At 71.6% G+C, this 16134-nt stretch carries 16 protein-coding genes; 11 read left to right on the top strand and 5 right to left on the bottom strand.

From position 1 onward, the window contains the following. Window position 1 precedes the first annotated feature (1 nt). Window positions 2-1087: a DUF3866 family protein gene (locus SALPAC4_RS0121195; RefSeq protein ID WP_019872057.1), complete on the bottom strand. Its 1086-nt coding sequence runs from the start codon at window positions 1085-1087 to the stop codon at window positions 2-4. A 157-nt stretch (window positions 1088-1244) separates the two neighbouring features. On the opposite strand from SALPAC4_RS0121195, the gene SALPAC4_RS0121200 reads away from it, so the two are divergent. The 6 genes from SALPAC4_RS0121200 (at window position 1245) to SALPAC4_RS0121225 (ending at window position 5951) form a co-directional block, all read left to right on the top strand. Then, window positions 1245-2237, top strand: a complete 993-nt coding sequence (locus SALPAC4_RS0121200; RefSeq protein ID WP_019872058.1) for a helix-turn-helix transcriptional regulator — start codon at window positions 1245-1247, stop codon at window positions 2235-2237. Further along, window positions 2234-3247 (top strand): helix-turn-helix transcriptional regulator, encoded by a 1014-nt coding sequence (locus SALPAC4_RS0121205; protein ID WP_019872059.1) that lies wholly within the window; start codon window positions 2234-2236, stop codon window positions 3245-3247. The genes SALPAC4_RS0121200 and SALPAC4_RS0121205 overlap by 4 nt, the downstream gene beginning before the upstream one ends. Before the next feature lie 10 nt (window positions 3248-3257). After that, the gene (locus SALPAC4_RS0121210) at window positions 3258-3506 is read left to right on the top strand and encodes a hypothetical protein (protein WP_018731991.1); all 249 of its coding nucleotides are present in this window, start codon (window positions 3258-3260) and stop codon (window positions 3504-3506) included. 176 nt (window positions 3507-3682) lie between these two features. Continuing rightward, window positions 3683-3988 (top strand): Sec-independent protein translocase subunit TatA, encoded by a 306-nt coding sequence (gene tatA / locus SALPAC4_RS0121215; RefSeq protein WP_020113546.1) that lies wholly within the window; start codon window positions 3683-3685, stop codon window positions 3986-3988. Window positions 3989-4006: 18 nt separating this feature from the next. After that, complete coding sequence (gene tatC, locus SALPAC4_RS0121220) at window positions 4007-4957, top strand: twin-arginine translocase subunit TatC (RefSeq protein ID WP_019872061.1); 951 nt, start codon at window positions 4007-4009, stop codon at window positions 4955-4957. A 73-nt stretch (window positions 4958-5030) separates the two neighbouring features. After that, on the top strand, window positions 5031-5951 hold the full coding sequence (locus SALPAC4_RS0121225) for a diacylglycerol kinase family protein (protein WP_027644946.1): 921 nt from the start codon (window positions 5031-5033) through the stop codon (window positions 5949-5951). A 35-nt stretch (window positions 5952-5986) separates the two neighbouring features. Here SALPAC4_RS0121225 and SALPAC4_RS0121230 read toward each other — a convergent pair whose 3' ends face one another. After that, window positions 5987-6748 carry an HAD family hydrolase gene (locus tag SALPAC4_RS0121230; protein ID WP_018739589.1) on the bottom strand — a complete coding sequence of 254 codons (762 nt, stop codon included), beginning with the start codon at window positions 6746-6748 and terminating at the stop codon, window positions 5987-5989. Between the two features lie 88 nt (window positions 6749-6836). Here SALPAC4_RS0121230 and SALPAC4_RS0121235 point away from each other — a divergent pair, with 88 nt between their 5' ends. After that, on the top strand, window positions 6837-9605 hold the full coding sequence (locus tag SALPAC4_RS0121235) for a DEAD/DEAH box helicase (RefSeq protein WP_019872063.1): 2769 nt from the start codon (window positions 6837-6839) through the stop codon (window positions 9603-9605). A 65-nt stretch (window positions 9606-9670) separates the two neighbouring features. On the opposite strand, the gene SALPAC4_RS0121240 is transcribed toward SALPAC4_RS0121235, so the two are convergent. After that, window positions 9671-10588, bottom strand: coding sequence for a 5'-3' exonuclease (locus tag SALPAC4_RS0121240; RefSeq protein WP_020113547.1), 918 nt, complete (start codon window positions 10586-10588; stop codon window positions 9671-9673). A 168-nt stretch (window positions 10589-10756) separates the two neighbouring features. On the opposite strand from SALPAC4_RS0121240, the gene SALPAC4_RS0121250 reads away from it, so the two are divergent. After that, window positions 10757-11899, top strand: a complete 1143-nt coding sequence (locus SALPAC4_RS0121250; RefSeq protein WP_019872065.1) for an acyl-CoA dehydrogenase family protein — start codon at window positions 10757-10759, stop codon at window positions 11897-11899. Window positions 11900-11986: 87 nt separating this feature from the next. Then, window positions 11987-12493, top strand: a complete 507-nt coding sequence (locus SALPAC4_RS0121255; protein ID WP_018731982.1) for an Lrp/AsnC family transcriptional regulator — start codon at window positions 11987-11989, stop codon at window positions 12491-12493. Here SALPAC4_RS0121255 and SALPAC4_RS0121260 read toward each other — a convergent pair. Next, window positions 12423-13034, bottom strand: a complete 612-nt coding sequence (locus tag SALPAC4_RS0121260; RefSeq protein ID WP_019872066.1) for a histidine phosphatase family protein — start codon at window positions 13032-13034, stop codon at window positions 12423-12425. The two genes, SALPAC4_RS0121255 and SALPAC4_RS0121260, sit on opposite strands and share 71 nt — an antisense overlap. A gap of 153 nt (window positions 13035-13187) precedes the next feature. On the opposite strand from SALPAC4_RS0121260, the gene SALPAC4_RS0121265 reads away from it, so the two are divergent. Next, on the top strand, window positions 13188-13385 hold the full coding sequence (locus SALPAC4_RS0121265; RefSeq protein WP_019872067.1) for a CsbD family protein: 198 nt from the start codon (window positions 13188-13190) through the stop codon (window positions 13383-13385). A 139-nt stretch (window positions 13386-13524) separates the two neighbouring features. Here SALPAC4_RS0121265 and SALPAC4_RS0121270 read toward each other — a convergent pair whose 3' ends face one another. Next, on the bottom strand, window positions 13525-14928 hold the full coding sequence (locus SALPAC4_RS0121270; RefSeq protein ID WP_019872068.1) for a KamA family radical SAM protein: 1404 nt from the start codon (window positions 14926-14928) through the stop codon (window positions 13525-13527). A 147-nt stretch (window positions 14929-15075) separates the two neighbouring features. On the opposite strand from SALPAC4_RS0121270, the gene kdd reads away from it, so the two are divergent. Then, entirely contained in the window at window positions 15076-16134 is a 1059-nt protein-coding gene (gene kdd / locus SALPAC4_RS0121275) for an L-erythro-3,5-diaminohexanoate dehydrogenase (RefSeq protein WP_027644947.1), read from the top strand.

A 16134-nucleotide genomic window follows, 5' to 3' on the forward strand; every position in this document is an offset into this window, starting at 1 on the left:
GTCAGCGGGCGAGCCGCGCGGCGTGCCGCCCCGCCGCCGCGGCGGCGAGGAAGTAGGCGTGGTCCGCATCCAGACCGCGACCCATCGTTGACAGCGGCACCGGGCTGGCCCGCAGTGCGGCGTCGAGGCCGGTAACCGGCACCCGGCGCACCTGGTGCCGGGCGGTGAGCGGGGCCAGCGCCGTCTCGACCGCGGTGGCCAGCGCCGGGTCGAGTTGGTCCGGCACGACCAACTCGGCGGGGGCCAGGGCTACCCGGCCGTACGCGGTCAGGCTGTGGTGGGAGACGCCGTGGTGTCGGGGGCGGGGGTCCGCGGCGGAGATGCGTAGGGACCCGACCGGCCGCCCGCCCAGGGCGGCGATCGCGTTGACCGCCTCGCCGACCGCCACCCCGGAGAAGCCCCAGCGGGTGCCGGTACCGAGGTTGCCGGGCCCCTGGGCGACGACAGCCAGGTCGGCGTGGAGCACATGCCGTGCGGCGAGTAGGCCGGAGTGCAGGGTGCTCGCCTCCAGGTCGCCGCCGAACGCCTGCCCCACGCTGATCGTGCCGGCGAGGTGTCCGTGGAGCCCGGCGAGGGTGCGGGAGAACCAGGCGGGGAGCGCGCCCCCATCGGTGAGCAAATACGCCACCCGTGCGTCGGGTGCGTCGGCGCGGATCCCGGCGAGTACCGCCGGGAGCGCGGAGTGCAGGTCGGCGGTGACCACGGGCAGGCCGCCCAGGTCGTCGGCGTCGGCCAGGACCGCCCGGTGCGGGGACGCCTCCTCGTCAACGCCGAGCAGGATCGGCTGCAACGGGGTGTAGCGGGCCTTGACCAGGTGGCCTCCGGCCCGATTGTCCGCCGGTGCGGGCGGATCCGGTGGCAGCCGGTCCGGCAGGGCCACGACCAGGGCGTAGCCGCCGGTGCCGAGGCCCATCAGCAGGGCGCCGACGTTGAGCAGTACCCGATCGCCGACGCGTGGTTGACCGACCAACTCGGGGTAGGCGAGCGCGCGCATCGTCGAGTCGTCGGCGAGCGTGACGGCCAACTCGACCGCGCCGCTCCACTCCCGCCGGATCGCCGTTACCGTTCCCGACCGCCATCGCACCATGCGCGCGACGCTAGCGGTCGAGTCGGGTGGGCCCGGCGTCCGGGGTGCTGATGAGCGGCCCGAAGGTCCGGCCGGACCGGTTCCGGCGACCGACCGGGGCGAGACGCGCGGCGTGATAGGTACATGTGTTCGCAGGGTTGGCTGCTAGCGTCGTACCGTGTCGCGGACCCGTACCGAACGCCTGGTCAATCTGGTGATCTGTCTCCTGTCCACGCGACGGTTCCTGACCGCCGTGCAGATCGCCGCGACCGTGCCCGGCTACGAGCATGATCCGCACGACGTGCGGGACCACGAGGCGTTTCAACGTAAGTTCGAGCGGGACAAGGCCGAGCTGCGCGAGCTCGGCGTCCCGCTGGAGACCGGGACGGCCAGCGCCTTCGACATCGAGCCGGGCTATCGAATCGCCCGCCGGCAGTATGCGCTGCCCGAGATCCCGCTCGAGCCGGACGAGGCCGCGGCGGTTGGCATCGCCGCCCGGCTGTGGCAGCACGCTGGTCTGGCCGCCGCGGCGTCATCCGGGTTGGCGAAGCTGCGCGCGGCCGGCGTTGACGTGGACCCACAGGCCACGCTCGGGCTGGAGCCGATGGTGACCGTCGATCCGGCCTTTGCGCCGCTGACCGCCGCGGCCCGGGATCGCCGCGAGGTGGCCTTCGATTACCGGGTCCCGGACCGGGACGAGCCCGCTGCCCGGCGACTGCAGCCGTGGGGGGTGGTCTGCTGGCGGGGCCGGTGGTATGTGGTCGGGCACGACTTGGATCGGGCCGCGGCCCGCTGCTTCCGCCTCTCCCGGGTGGTGGGGGCGGTTCGGACGGTGGGCCCGTCGGGGGCGTACGAGCCGCCGGCCGAGGTGGACCTGATCAGCTATGTCGCTCGCTCGTCCGGTCCGGTGGAGCCCACTGGCCGTGCCCGGGTGCTCGTCGCGCCCAACCGGGCTGCCGGGCTGCGCCGGTGGGCGGTGGAGACGACCTGCGGCTCCACCGGTGACCAACTCGTCCTGCCGTACGTGGATCCGGAGGCGCTCGCCGGTCAGCTCGTCGGATACGGCCCGGACGTGCGGGTGCTCGACCCGCCGGAGGTACGGGAGGCGGTCATCCAGCGACTCAAGGAGACCGTCGCCCGTCATGACCTCGATTCCGGGGGTGCCCGGTGACCCGTTCCGTTCGGTCCGGGTCCCGTACCTCCGCGGACCGGTTGGCCCGGCTGCTCAACCTGGTCCCCTTCCTGTTGGCCCGGCCCGGTATCGAGATCGCCGAGGCGGCGGGTGACCTGGGGGTGACCGAGCGGCAGCTGCGGGAGGATCTGGAGCTGCTCTGGGTGTGCGGGCTGCCGGGCTACGGCCCGGGGGATCTGATCGACATGGCCTTCGACGGCGACCGGGTGACGATTACCTACGACGCCGGCATTGATCGACCGCTGCGACTCACTCCCGACGAAGCCCTCGCGCTGGTCGTGGCGCTGCGCATGCTGGCGGAGACGCCGGGGGTCGCCAACCGGGAAGCGGTGGAGCGGGCCCTGGTCAAGATCGAGAATGCCGCGGGTGATCGGTGGGGTACCCCGGTCGCGGTGCGGCTGCCGGCGGACAACCACCGGGTGGCGGAGCTGCGGTCGGCGGTGGAGAGCGGCCGGGCGTTGCGGATCACCTACTACTCGGTGGCCCGGGACGAGACGATCGAGCGGACCGTTGACCCCCTGCGAATGCTCGTCATCGGTGGCCGGGCGTACGTGGAGGCCTGGTGCCGCCGGGCGGAGGGGATGCGGATGTTCCGGGTCGACCGGATCGACGCGGTGACCCGGTTGGCCGAGCCGGCGCGGGTGCCGGCGCAGGCGGTGCCGCACGACCTCACCAGCGGTGCGTTCCGGCCCACGACCGATCTGCCACTGGTCACCCTGCGAATCGGTCGGAGTGAACGGTGGATCACCGAGTACTACCCGTGTGAGCGGGTCGAACCAGGCGATGGCGAGTGGTTGGTCTCGCTCCGGGTCACCGACCTGGGCTGGGCCCGCCGCTTCGTGTTGGGCCTGGGCCCGGAGGTCACCGTGGTGGCGCCGGCGGAGCTCGCCGCGCAGGTGCACGCCGCGGCAACCGCGGCCCTTGAGGCGTACGCCACACCGCTGCCGGGCGTGCCAGGCGGGCCCGGCAGCGGCAACGCGGGGCAGTAGGCTGACCGCCGTGGTGGTGTGGATCGTGGTCGCGCTGGTGGTGCTCCCGTTCGTGCTGCTCGGGCTGGCCGTGCGGCCGGTGCTGACCCGGCTGCGTCGGCTGCGGCGGGCGGCGGCGGCGTTGCAGCGGCACGCGGATGAGGCCGCGGCGCTCCAGACCACCGCGGTGGCGCTGCAGGCGCGGGCCGAAGGGTTGCAGCAACAGCTGGCGACCACCCAGCAGCAGATCGCCGTTGTCCGGTCCCGCCGCGGCGGGTAGCAATCGCCCCCGGGCGTCCCAATTCGGACGAAGCGGCCTGCCGGGGACATCCCCAGTTGGCCTAGACTTCACCCAGGCGGCATCGTCCCGTAGCGCCCAGCGGGTGGCAACGCCGCCGCACGCACGTACGATGGCTGCGACACCACCTGCCCGACACCGAGAGACCGGAGCTTCCCATGGGTGCCCTAAGGCCATGGCACATCGCCGTACTCGTGGTCGTGCTGATTTTGCTCTTCGGCGCGAAGCGGCTCCCCGACGCGGCCCGCTCGCTGGGCCGTTCGCTGCGGATCATCAAGGCCGAGACGAAGAGCCTGCACGACGACGACCGTGACCTGGCCGAGAAGGCCGATGCCCAGGCTGGCTACCAGCCCCTGCAGCCGCAGGTGCAGCAGGGACAGCCGCACCCCCAGCAGCCGCCCTACCCGGCCCCGCCGCAGCAGCAGCCGGTCGTGGACCCGGTGCAGCGCACCCGCGACAACTGATCGAGGGGCCCGACCACCGTGGCCTTCGCCCTGCGTAAACGTGGCCCGAGCAGCTTCCAGCGGGCCTCGGAAGGCTCGATGACGCTGGTCGAGCACGTCCGTGAGCTGCGCAACCGGCTGTTCAAGGCGTCGCTGGCGGTCCTGATCGGCTTCGGCATCGGTCTCTGGCTCGCCGGGCCGGTGCGCGGCATCTTACAGCGGCCCTACTGCGAGCTTCCCCAGGCGCAGACCACCGACGGCGCCTGCGACTTCGTGCAGCTCGGTCCGGCTGACCTGTTCCTGCTCAACCTCAAGATCGGTCTGTGGGTGGGGCTGATCCTCGCCGCGCCGGTGTGGCTGTACCAGCTGTGGGCCTTCATCGCCCCCGGCCTACACAAGCACGAGCGGCGCTACGCGTACGCCTTTACCGCACTCGCCGCGCCGCTGTTCGCCGCCGGCGCGGTGCTGGCGTACTTCGTGACCTCCAAGGGCCTGGAGTTTCTGCTGCAGGTCTCCGGCCCCGAGATCAACACCACTCTCGACATCACCCGGTACATCTCGTTCGTCACCAACCTGATCCTGCTGTTCGGGGTGGCGTTCGAGTTCCCGCTGATCGTGTTGATGCTCAACTTCGTCGGTGTGGCCAGCGCGAAGCGGTTGCTGGGCTGGTGGCGGGTGGCGGTGTTCGTGTTCTTCGCCTTCGCGGCGGTGGTCACGCCCACGCCCGACCCGTTCGGTATGACCGCGTTGGCGTTGTGCCTGTGTGCCCTCTACTTCGCGGCCGTCGGTGTCGCGTTCCTCAACGACAAACGTCGGGGTCGCGGCAAGGAGACCTACGCCGACCTCGCCGACGACGAGGCGTCGCCGCTGGCGGAGGGGAGTGACCCGATCGAGGCGAGCGCCCCGGTTGGGGCGCCGGAGTCGGTCGCGGAGCCGGAGCCGGTCGCCAAGCCTACGCCGATCGAGCGCCGCTACGACGACATGACCTGACGCTGGTGCCCCTGCCCGCCGGCGGCGTCGGGTGGGGGTGCGGCGTCGGTCCCGTCCCGGTACGGTGCACGCCGTGACCGCAGTCGATTTTGCCGGTACCGGTCGTCCGGTCGCCGTCCTGGCCAACCCGAGCGCCGGCCGGGGGCGCCACCGTGGGCTACTGCCCACTGTGGTGCACCGACTGGCGGCCGGCGGTCATCCGGTGCGGGTGCTTGCGGCGGAGACTCCGGCGGAGGCTCAGGCGGCCTGTCGCGCGGCGGTGTCCGACGGCGCGGCGGCGCTGGTCGCCGTCGGTGGCGACGGCACCGCGCACCTGGCGCTACAGGCGGTGGCGGGCACTCCAGTGCCGTTCGCGGTGGTGCCGGCGGGGACCGGGAACGACTTCGCCGGTGACACCGGCTTCCCGGTTGACCCCCTCACCGCGGCCGACGCGATCGCCGCCGCGTTGCGGCACGGCCGCTCCCATCCGATCGACCTGGCCCGTACCACCGCGGCCGACGGCACCCAGCGGTGGTACGGGGCGGTGCTCGCCGCCGGCATCGACGCGATCATCAACGAGCGGGCCAACCGGTTGCGGTGGCCCCGTGGCCCGCGCCGCTATGACCTGGCGATTCTGGTGGAGCTGGCCCGGCTGCGGCCCCGCCGCTACACGTTGCGCCTGGATGGGGTGACCCACGAACTGGACGCCGTCCTGGTGGCGGTCGGCAACTGCGCCCGCTACGGCGGCGGGATGCGGATCTGCCCGGCCGCCGACCCGACCGATGGGCTGCTCGACGTCGTGGTCGGCGGGCGGTTCAACCGGCGTACGCTGCTGCGGATAAAACGCCGCATCTATCCGGGGACGCACGTTGACCACCCGCTGGTACGCAGCTTCCGGGCGCGGACGGTGGAGGTGGCCGCCGCGGGCATCACCGGTTACGCCGACGGGGAACCGGTTGCCGAACTGCCGATGACGATCACCGCGGCCCCGGCGGCGGTGCGGCTGCTGCGCTAACGCCGGTGCACCGGCAGGGCCAGCGCCGCGGCCGGTCAGCCCGGTACGGCCAGGTCCAGCACCGCGCCGAGCCCGTTCGGCCGGCCAGCCTCACCAGGCGGGAGCACCAACACCGCGCAGCCAGCCGCCACCGCCCCCGCGTCGGCGGGGGTGTCCCCGACCATGAGCACACGTTCCGGGTCAACGGCCAGCGTCCCGCAGGCGTGCAGGAAGATGCCCGGATCGGGCTTGCAGCGCCCCACCTCGTACGACAGCACGTACCCGTCCACCAGATCGGCGAGCCCCCAGGCGGCGAAGAGCGGCCGGATGTCGAAGCCGATGTTGCTGACCACGCCCACGCGCACCCCGGCGGCACGCAGCGCGGCCAGGGTGGGGGCGGTATCCGGGTAGGGCACCCACCCCTCGGGCACCAGCAACCGCTCGTAGAGCGCGTCGGCGAGCCCATCGATCCCGGCGTCGATCGTCGCCGCGAGCCCGGTGTACGCGCCGCGATGCGCATGTGGGTACAGGTCCCGGTCGGCCCAGAGTTCGGCCAGCGCGGGCGGGACCCGCTGGGGCAGCGGCCCCCCGGCCCTCCCGGCGGTGAGCAGCCGGTCGGCGAGGGCGGTGGCGCGGATCCGGTCCAGCGTGGTGCCACAGGCGGCGGCCGCCGCGGTCACCCAGGCGGTGGCCTCCTCCACCTGTGCGAGCGTGCCGTGGAAGTCGAAGAGCACCGCTTCCACCGGCCGGCGGGACGCGGTCGGGGTAACGGCACGACCCGGGGCGATTGTCTGGGCGGGTTCGGTACTGTCCGGCACGCCGTGCACCCTACCGACCGCCCCGGACGGCTGCGGCAGGGACGGCCTCGTGGGGCGTGCCGGCGCGGTACGCACTAATCTTGGTCCCATGTCGAGCCCCGCCGAGCGGTACGCCGCGGCACGCCGCCGGGCCGCACAGGCCCACCTGTCCCCGGCGTTGGACGAGTTCGCCCTCGACCTCGGCGTCGACCTCGACGATTTCCAGCGGGAGGCGTGCCAGGCGTTGGAGCGCGGCAGCGGGGTCCTGGTCTGCGCCCCCACCGGCGCCGGCAAGACGGTCGTCGGTGAGTTCGCCGTCCACCTGGCGCTGCGGGGTGGGACCTCGGCCGAGGCGGGGCGCCGCAAGTGCTTCTACACCACCCCGATCAAGGCGTTGTCGAATCAGAAGTACCACGATCTCGTTGACCGGCACGGCGCCGACCAGGTCGGGCTACTCACCGGTGACAACGCCATCAACGGTGATGCGCCGGTGGTGGTGATGACCACCGAGGTACTGCGCAACATGCTCTACGCCGGCTCGGCGACGCTGCAGGGGCTGGCGTACGTGGTGATGGACGAGGTGCACTACCTCGCCGACCGGTTCCGCGGTGGCGTGTGGGAGGAGGTGATCATCCACCTGCCCGCCTCGGTCACGCTGGTGTCGCTGTCGGCGACGGTGTCAAACGCGGAGGAGTTCGCCGACTGGCTGATCACGGTCCGCGGCGAGACCGAGGTTGTGGTCAGCGAGCACCGGCCGGTGCCGTTGTGGCAACACATGCTGGTGGGCCGGCGGATGTTCGACCTGTTCCACGACGCCGACGCCGCGCGTAAGCACGATGTGCATCCGGAGTTGCTGCGCTACACCCGCGACACGCTGCGCCGCCTCGAGTTGGGGGAGGGGCGCGGTGGCGGCCCCGGAGGTCGGCGTGGACCGCGCTGGCGGGGGCCGATGCGCCCGGACATCGTTGACCGGCTCGACCGGGAGGGGTTGCTGCCGGCGATCCTGTTTATCTTCAGCCGTGCCGGCTGCGACGCGGCGGTGCAGCAGTGTCTCGCCGCCGGGCTGCGGCTGACCGGCCCAGAGGAGCGGGCCGAGATCCGTCGGGTGGTGGAGAGCCGGATCACCACGATCCCTGGCGAGGACCTGTCGGTGCTCGGCTACTGGGACTGGCTGGACGGGTTGGAGCGGGGCCTCGCCGCACACCACGCCGGCATGCTGCCGGCGTTCAAGGAGGTCGTTGAGGAGCTCTTCGTCCGCGGGCTAGTGAAGGCGGTGTTCGCCACCGAGACCCTCGCGCTGGGCATCAACATGCCAGCCCGCTGCGTGGTGTTGGAACGCCTGGTCAAGTACAACGGCGAGGCGCACGTGGACCTGACGCCCGGCGAGTACACGCAGCTCACCGGCCGAGCTGGCCGACGCGGTATCGACGTGGAGGGGCACGCCGTGGTGGTCTGGTCCCCGGAGACCGACCCGCGGCACGTGGCCGGCCTGGCATCCACCCGTACATACCCGCTGCGGTCGAGCTTCCGGCCGTCGTACAACATGGCCGTCAACCTGGTCGGCAGCGTGGGCGCGGAGCCGGCCCGGGCGTTGCTGGAATCCTCGTTCGCGCAGTTCCAGGCGGACCGGTCGGTGGTCGGGCTGGCGCGGCAGGTCCAGCGCAACACCGAGACGGTCCAGGCGTACGGCCTGGAGGCGGCCTGCCAACACGGTGACTTCGACGCCTACTTCGCGATCCGGGTCGCGATCGCCGACCGGGAGCGGGAGCTGGCCCGGCAGGGGCAGAGCCAGCGAAAGGCGGCGGCGATCGTCTCGCTGGAGCGGCTGCGGGTCGGCGACGTGATCCGGGTGCCGTCCGGCCGGCGAGCTGGCCTTGCGGTGGTGCTGGACCCGGCGGCCGCCGGCTTCGGGGAGCCCCGTCCGTTGGTGCTGACCCAGGACCGCTGGGCGGGCCGGGTGGGCCCGGGCGACTTCACCACTCCGGCGGAGGTGCTCACCCGGATTCGGGTGCCCAAACACTTCAACCACCGCTCCCCGGCCGCCCGCCGGGACCTGGCCGCCGCGGTCAGCGGCACCGGGCTGAACCGGCACGGCAGCCGGCGGGGAGGCCGGTCGCGGCGCGGTGGTGGGGAGGACGATCGGCTCGTGCAGCTCCGCGCTGAGCTGCGCCGTCACCCGTGCCATGCCTGCCCGGAACGGGAGGAGCATGCCCGCTGGGCGGAGCGCCGCCGCCGGTTGGAGAAGGACACCGAGGAGCTGCGGCAGCGGGTGACTGGCCGGACCGGTTCCCTGGCCCGCACCTTCGACCGGATCGTGGCGCTGTTGACGGCCCGCGGCTACCTGGCCACCGATGGGGGCGTCACCGACGCCGGTCGGATGTTGAGCCGGATCTGGACGGAGGCGGACCTGCTGGTCGCCGAGTGCCTGCGTCGTGGCGTGTGGAATGGGCTCAGCCCGGCCGAGTTGGCGGCGGCGGTGTCGGTGGTGGTCTTCGAGGCCCGCCGGGACGTCGACGAGCGTGCGTCGCTGCCGCGGGGCGCGGTCGCGACGGCGGTCGACGAGACGTTGAAGCTGTGGGGGGAGATCGAGGCCGACGAGGCGGCGCAGGGGCTGACCGTGACCCGGGAGCCGGATCTCGGCTTCGCCTGGCCGGTCTACCGCTGGGCCCGCGGGGAGCCACTCGCGAAGGTCCTCGTCAGCGGCCACATCGACGGCGAGATGCCGGCCGGTGACTTCGTCCGTTGGGCTCGGCAGGTGGTGGACCTGCTCGGCCAACTGGCCGAATCCGGCGGTGCCTCGGCCGAGCTGCGCAGCACGGCGCGGCAGGCCATCGTCGCGGTGAATCGCGGGGTGCTCTCCTACCAGGCCACCGCCTGACGACGTACGTCTCGTCCGGCACCGCACCGTCCCCGGCACCGCGTGGTGCCGCTGGGCGGCGGCGGTCAGTCGGCGCGGTTGGCCAGGGCGTCCACCAGGCGCCGGACGGCGCCGGCGAGGTTCCACCGCTCGGCGAGGTCGAGCAGCCGATCGGGATCGGCGGGTGCGGTGGGCAGTTCGGTGGGCAGGTCGGGTAGCGGCACATCGAGGGCGACCCGGACCACCGCCGGGGCGACGGCCAGGTACTCCCGCGCGGCGGTGAGCTTCGCCCGTAGCCCGGGCGCGAAACCGGCGTCCGGATCGTCTAGGGCGGCGAGCACACCGGCGACGTCGCCGTGTCGGTCAACGAGCCGGGCCGCGGTCTTCTCGCCGACGCCGGGAACCCCCGGCAGGCCGTCGCTGGGGTCACCGCGCAGCGCGGCGAAGTCGGCGTAGCGGGCGGCGGGCACCCCGTATCGGGCCTGGACCGCGGCGTCGTCGCAGTCTGCCAGCTTCGCCACCCCCCGCCCGATATAGAGCAGCCGCACCCGGCGGGCGTCATCAACCAGCTGGAACAGGTCGCGGTCACCAGAGACCACCTCAACCGGGCCAGGCTGGGTGACCGAGAGGGTGCCGAGCACGTCGTCGGCCTCGTAGCCGGCGGCGCCGACGCTGGTGATGCCGAGCGCGTCGAGCACGTCGAGGATCACCGGGACCTGCGGACTCAGCGTGTCGGGAACCACCTCACCCCCCTGGGGCGCCACCCGGTGCGCCTTGTACGAGGGCAGGAGGGCCACCCGCCACTGGGGTCGCCAGTCGTAGTCCATCGCGCACACCAGCCGGCCCGGCCGGCGGGGGCGGACCAGGCTCGCCAACATGTCGAGGAAGCCACGGACCGCGTTGACCGGTTGGCCCTCGGGCCCGACGGCGGCGGACTCCGGGATGCCGAAGTATGCCCGGAAGTAGAGGCTCGGCGCGTCCACGAGCAGGAGCGGGGCTGGCATGCTCGACAGCCTGACACACCGCACCGACATCGGCGTGGATGCTGGCGGCGGGGAGCAGCCGACGGGGCCCGCTGGGTGTTCCGGTGCCGCGGCGGTGGGGCGAGCCGAACGACCGTTAAGCTGGTGGGTGCGACGGCTCAACCCCACCCCCACGGAGCTCATCAACTCATGACTGTCGACCGGATCCTCCCCACTGACGAGGCCCACGACCTGCTGGACCTGGCCACCGAACTCGCCGACCGGGAACTCGCGCCGAAGGCCGCCGACCACGAGGAGCGTGCCGAGTTCCCCCGGGAGGTGCTGCGTACCCTGGGCCGGTCGGGCCTGCTCGGCCTGCCGTACGCGGAGGAGTATGGGGGCGCCGCCCAGCCGTACGAGGTGTACCTGCAGGTGTTGGAGATCCTGGCCAGCCGCTGGCTCGCGGTCGCCGAGGCGATCAGCGTCCACACCCTGTCCTGCTTCCCGGTCGCCGAGTACGGCACGGCGCAGCAGCGGAAGCTGTTGCCCGAGCTGATCGGTGGGGAACTGCTCGGCGCGTACTGCCTCTCCGAGCCGCAGGGCGGGTCGGATGCCGCCAGTCTGACCACCCGGGCCGTCCTCGACGGCGAGGAGTATGTCGTCTCCGGAACGAAGGCGTGGATCACGCACGCTCACGTGGCGGACTTCTACAACATCTTCTGCCGGACCGGCGGTGCCGGGTCGTCGGGCATCTCCTGCCTGCTCGCGGACCGGCACCTGCCCGGGATCGAGCCGCAGCTGCCGGAGCGCACGATGGGGCTGCACGCTTCCCCGGTGGCGCAGGTCGTCTTCGATGGGACGCGGGTGCCGGCGGAGCGGCTGATCGGCGGGGAGGGTAAGGGCTTCGGCATCGCGATGGCCGCCCTGGATTCGGGCCGTCTCGGGATCGCGGCCTGCGCGGTTGGCCTGGCCCAGGCGGCGCTGGACTATGCGGTCGGTTACGCCCGGGAGCGGCAGCAGTTCGGCCGGGCGATCGTCGACTTCCAGGGGCTGGGGTTCCTGCTCGCCGATGCCGCCACCCAGATCTCGGCGGCCCGGGCGCTGATGCTGGCGGCGGCGCGACTGCGCGACGCCGGCCGGCCGTACTCGATCGAGGCGGCGAAGGCGAAGCTGTTCGCCACCGATGTGGCGATGCGGGTGACCACCGACGCGGTACAGGTGCTGGGCGGCGCGGGCTACGTCGCTGATCACCCGGTGGAGCGGTACATGCGCGAAGCGAAGGTGCTCCAGATCGTTGAGGGGACCAACCAGATCCAGCGTCTGGTGATCTCCCGCGCGTTGGCGAAGGGCTGACGGAGGGGCGGCCCGGGTCCGCTGCCGCGACGCCGCTCCGGCGACCCACCGTCGCGTGGCGGGCCTTTTCCCGGTAGGTTGCTCGCCGTGGAGGAGATCGACCGGGCCATCGTCGCGGAGCTGGCTGTGGACGGCCGGCTGTCATATACCGACCTCGCGGAGCGGGTGGGGTTGTCGGTCTCCGCGGTGCATCAGCGGGTCCGCCGGCTGGAGCAGCGCGGGGTCATCGGCGGGTACGCGGCCCGGGTTTCCTTCGAGGCGCTGGATCTGCCGCTGACGGCGTTTGTAGCGATTCGGCCGTTTGATCCCTCGCAGCCGGATGATGCGCCGGAGCGGCTGGCTCACCTACCGGAGATCGACTCGTGTTACTCGGTCGCGGGGGAGGATTTCTACCTGCTGTTGCTGCGGGTGGCCGGGCCGACCGACCTGGAGCGGGTGCTACAGGAGATCCGGATGGCGGCGAGTGTGACCACGCGGACCACGGTGGTGTTGTCAACGCCGTACGAGGGCCGGCCACCGAAGCTCAATGCCGAGGTGTCTGGGCGGTTGCGGCCGCGGGGGCCGGGGGAGCCGGCTGGTTCCACCGAAGGATGACCGGCCGGCCGTGTTCGTGGCCGAGCACGCTGACGGTCGCGGTTTCCAGCCGGAACAGCGCCCCGGCGGAGGGTGCTAGGCCGAGCCATCGGGCGGTGAGCACCCGGAGGCTGTGCGCGTGTCCGACCACGGCGACGGTTCCGTGCTCGAGGACGCCACCGAGTCGGTTGAGGAGTCGGTCGAGCCGCGCACCGACCTCGCTGGGGGACTCACCGCCGGGGCAGCCGTCAGTCCAGAGGTTCCAGTCGGGATCTTCTTCGTGGACCTCGGCGGTCGTGCGGCCCTCGATCTCGCCGTAGTTCCACTCGACCAGGTCGTTGTCCGTCCCGGTCGGGGTGAGGCCGGCGAGCCGCGCGGTGCGCACCGCGCGGGTAGACGGGCTGGTCAGGACTGTGGCGAAGCGCCGGCCGGTGAGCATCGGGCCGAGCGCGCGGGCCTGCCGTTCGCCGTCGGGGGTCAGCGCGAGGTCGGTGTACGAGGTGTGTCGCCGACGGGCGCTCCACGTGGTCTCACCGTGTCTGATCAGGAGGAGCTCACCCATGCTCTCAGTCAACCATTGGTGCCGCCACTCTTCCTGGCTAGCATCCTAGGATGCGTTACGTGATGTGCTCCGGCCCACCGAGCCAAGCGAATACTCATCACCAACGTGGGAAACCGATGTCGCTGGCCGAAACGCCACGAGGGGAGAGCGGAGATGAGCTTCGCCACCAAGACGAAGAACATGGTGGACGAGCTGACCGGCGCCACCAAGGAACGGGTGGGCGATGTCTGCGGCGACGAGCGGCTGCGGGTCGAAGGGGTCCGGCAGCGGGACGACGCCCGTGCTCGCCAGGCTAGGGAGGAGCGCGCCGAGCAGTCGGAGCGTGAGTTGGATCGAACTGGGGCGCGGTGACGTGACCGTTTTGACGACGACGGGCCCGGAAGCACCTGCTTCCGGGCCCGTCGTCGTTCTGACTGGCGTTGGTTACGGCCGGGTTGCCGAAACGCAGTGCCGCCCACGAGTGGTGGTCACGGGCGGCGGATCAGATGGTTCAGTCGTCGCGGTGGGCCGCCCACCAGGCCTGACCGGTCTCGGGCAGGGTGTCGATCGGGTCGTAGTACGCGTAACGCTTGTTGAGCGCCTCCAGGTCGGCGGACTCGATGGAGGTGCGGTAGTTCTTGGTCCAGTATGAGATGCCCCGCTCCCGGTCGTATTCGGTGAGCATGTGCACCCAGCGCTTGCCAACGAAGGGGACATCGCAGACGATTCGCGGGGTGGCGTAGCCGGGCAGGTAGCCCATGATGTCGTGTTGGAGCTGTTGGGCGTGGCTGACCGGGACCCGCCAGTGCTCGGCGTTGGGGATCATGTCGCACAGGTAGAAGTAGTACGGCAGGATGCCGGCTTCGCCCTGCAACGCGAAGCAGAGATCAAGTAGGTCGGGCGTGGTGGCGTTGACGCCGCGCATGAGCACGCCCTGGTTACGAACGTCGCGAACTCCGACGTTCAGGGCGGTCTGGGCGGCTTTGGCGACCAGCGGGGTGAGGGACTGGGCGTGGTTGACGTGGGTGTGGATCGCGAGGTTGACGCCGCGGCGGGCGGCGGTGCGGGCGACCCGCTCGAGGCCTTCGACGACATCGGCTCGGAGCCAGTGCTGGGGCAGGCCCATCAGGGCCTTGGTGGCGAGCCGGATGTCGCGCACGGTCTCGATGTCGAGCAGGCGCATCAGATACGACTCGAGGTTCTTCCACGGCACGTTGGCCACGTCACCGCCGGAGACGACGACGTCGCGGACGCCGGGGTGGGCCCGGAGGTAGGTGATGTGGGCGTCGTAGCGGTCGACGGGTTTGAGGGTGAGTTTGAGTTTGTCGATCGCGGGGGTGGAGTTGCCGACCAGGTCCATCCGGGTGCAGTGCCCGCAGTACTGCGGGCAGGTGGAGAGTAGTTCGGCGAGAACTTTGGTGGGGTAGCGGTGGGTGAGGCCCTCGGCGACCCACATGTCGTGTTCGTGGAGGGAGTCGCGGCTGGCGTATGGGTGTGAGGGCCAGTCGGTGCGTCGGTCGGAGGCGACGGGGACCATGTAGCGCCGGATCGGGTCGGCGTAGAGGGCGTCGGTGGTCATCGCCTCGAAGGGCACCATGGTGTTGAGCATCTGGGGTGGCACCAGCATGGACATGGTGGCCAGGGCCTTCTGGTCGGCTTCCAGGTCGGCGTAGAAGGTATCGCCTACGAGGTCGCCGAGGACGGCGCGGAGCTGCTTTATGTTCTTGATGCAGTTGGTGCGTTGCCATTGGGCGGATTCCCACTGGTCGCGGCTGATGTGGCGCCAGCCGGGGAAGCGGGTCCAGTCGGGTTCGACGAGGGGGGCTCGTCGGTATTCGTAGGGTTGGCCCGTGGTGGGGGCGGCGGGTTCAGGCTGGGTTGCGGAGATGGCTTCCGCGGGGTGGGTCTGGGTCACGGCCCCCTCCTCGTGGGTGGTGGTGTGAATGATCAGTGACTCCGTAGGTCTGGAAATTATCCGGTGAAGTAACTATTCTGCCGTAAGTTTTCCCGCTTTGCGAGTCGCGGCCGGGGCTTCAGGCGGCTGGACAGGGAGGTCGTCGTGATATCACCGGTGGGTTTGCACCGTGTTCTGGAGCCCGCGGGGGTGCTGCCGCAGGCAGCTTGGCGACTGGACGCGAGCCCGGCGATCGGACCGAACGAGGTGCGGATCCGGGTGGAGCGGTTGAACCTGGACGCGGCGAGTTTCCGGCAGCTGCGGGAGAAGCACGGCGGGGACGGTACGCGGATCCGCGCCGAGGTGCTGGAGATCATCGCTGCGCGGGGCAAGATGCAGAACCCGGTGACCGGCTCCGGCGGCATGTTGATCGGCACGGTTGAGGAGGTCGGTCGACGGTCGCCGCTGGGGCTGCGGGTGGGCGACCGGGTAGCGACTCTGGTGTCGCTCACGCTGACGCCGTTGGCTGTCGCGGATGGGCTGGCCCGTTGGGATGGGCGCGGTGAGCAGGTTCCGTGTGATGGTCATGCGATCCTGTTTGCCCGCTCTATCGCGGCGGTGCTGCCGGCGGATCTGCATCCGGAGTTGTCGCTCGCCGCGCTGGACGTGTGCGGGGCTCCGGCGTTGACCGGGCGGGTGGTGCAGCGGTATGTGGCCGACCGGGCGCGGGAGGGGGATGCTCGGCCGGTAAGCGTCGCGGTGATCGGCGGTGCGGGCAAGAGTGGGTCGCTGTCGCTGGCTGCGGCGCGGCGGGCTGGCGCGGCGCGGACCGTCGGGGTGGTGCCGGTGGCGGGGGAGCGGGACGCGCTGGTGGCGGCGGGGTTGGCGGATGCGGTGGTGCTGGCCGATGCGCGGGATTCGGTGGCGCTGTCGACGGCGGTGACGTCGGCGCTGGGGGTGCCGGCGGATGTGACGGTGGTGTGCGTGGATGCGCCGGGTTGTGAGCATGGTGCGGTGTTGGCCACGGCTGACGGTGGCACGGTGGTGTTCTTCTCGATGGCGACGAGTTTCGCGGCGGCGGCGTTGGGCGCGGAGGGCCTGGCGGCGGATGTGACGTTGCTGGTGGGTAACGGGTTTGTGCCGGGGCACGCGGAGTTGGCGTTGGATCTGTTGCGGGGCGAACCGGGGGTGCGTCGTCTCTTTGCGGCGCGGCTGGCGGCAGACTGA

Source organism: Salinispora oceanensis, assembly GCF_000383575.1.
Taxonomy (GTDB): Bacteria; Actinomycetota; Actinomycetes; order Mycobacteriales; family Micromonosporaceae; genus Micromonospora; species Micromonospora oceanensis.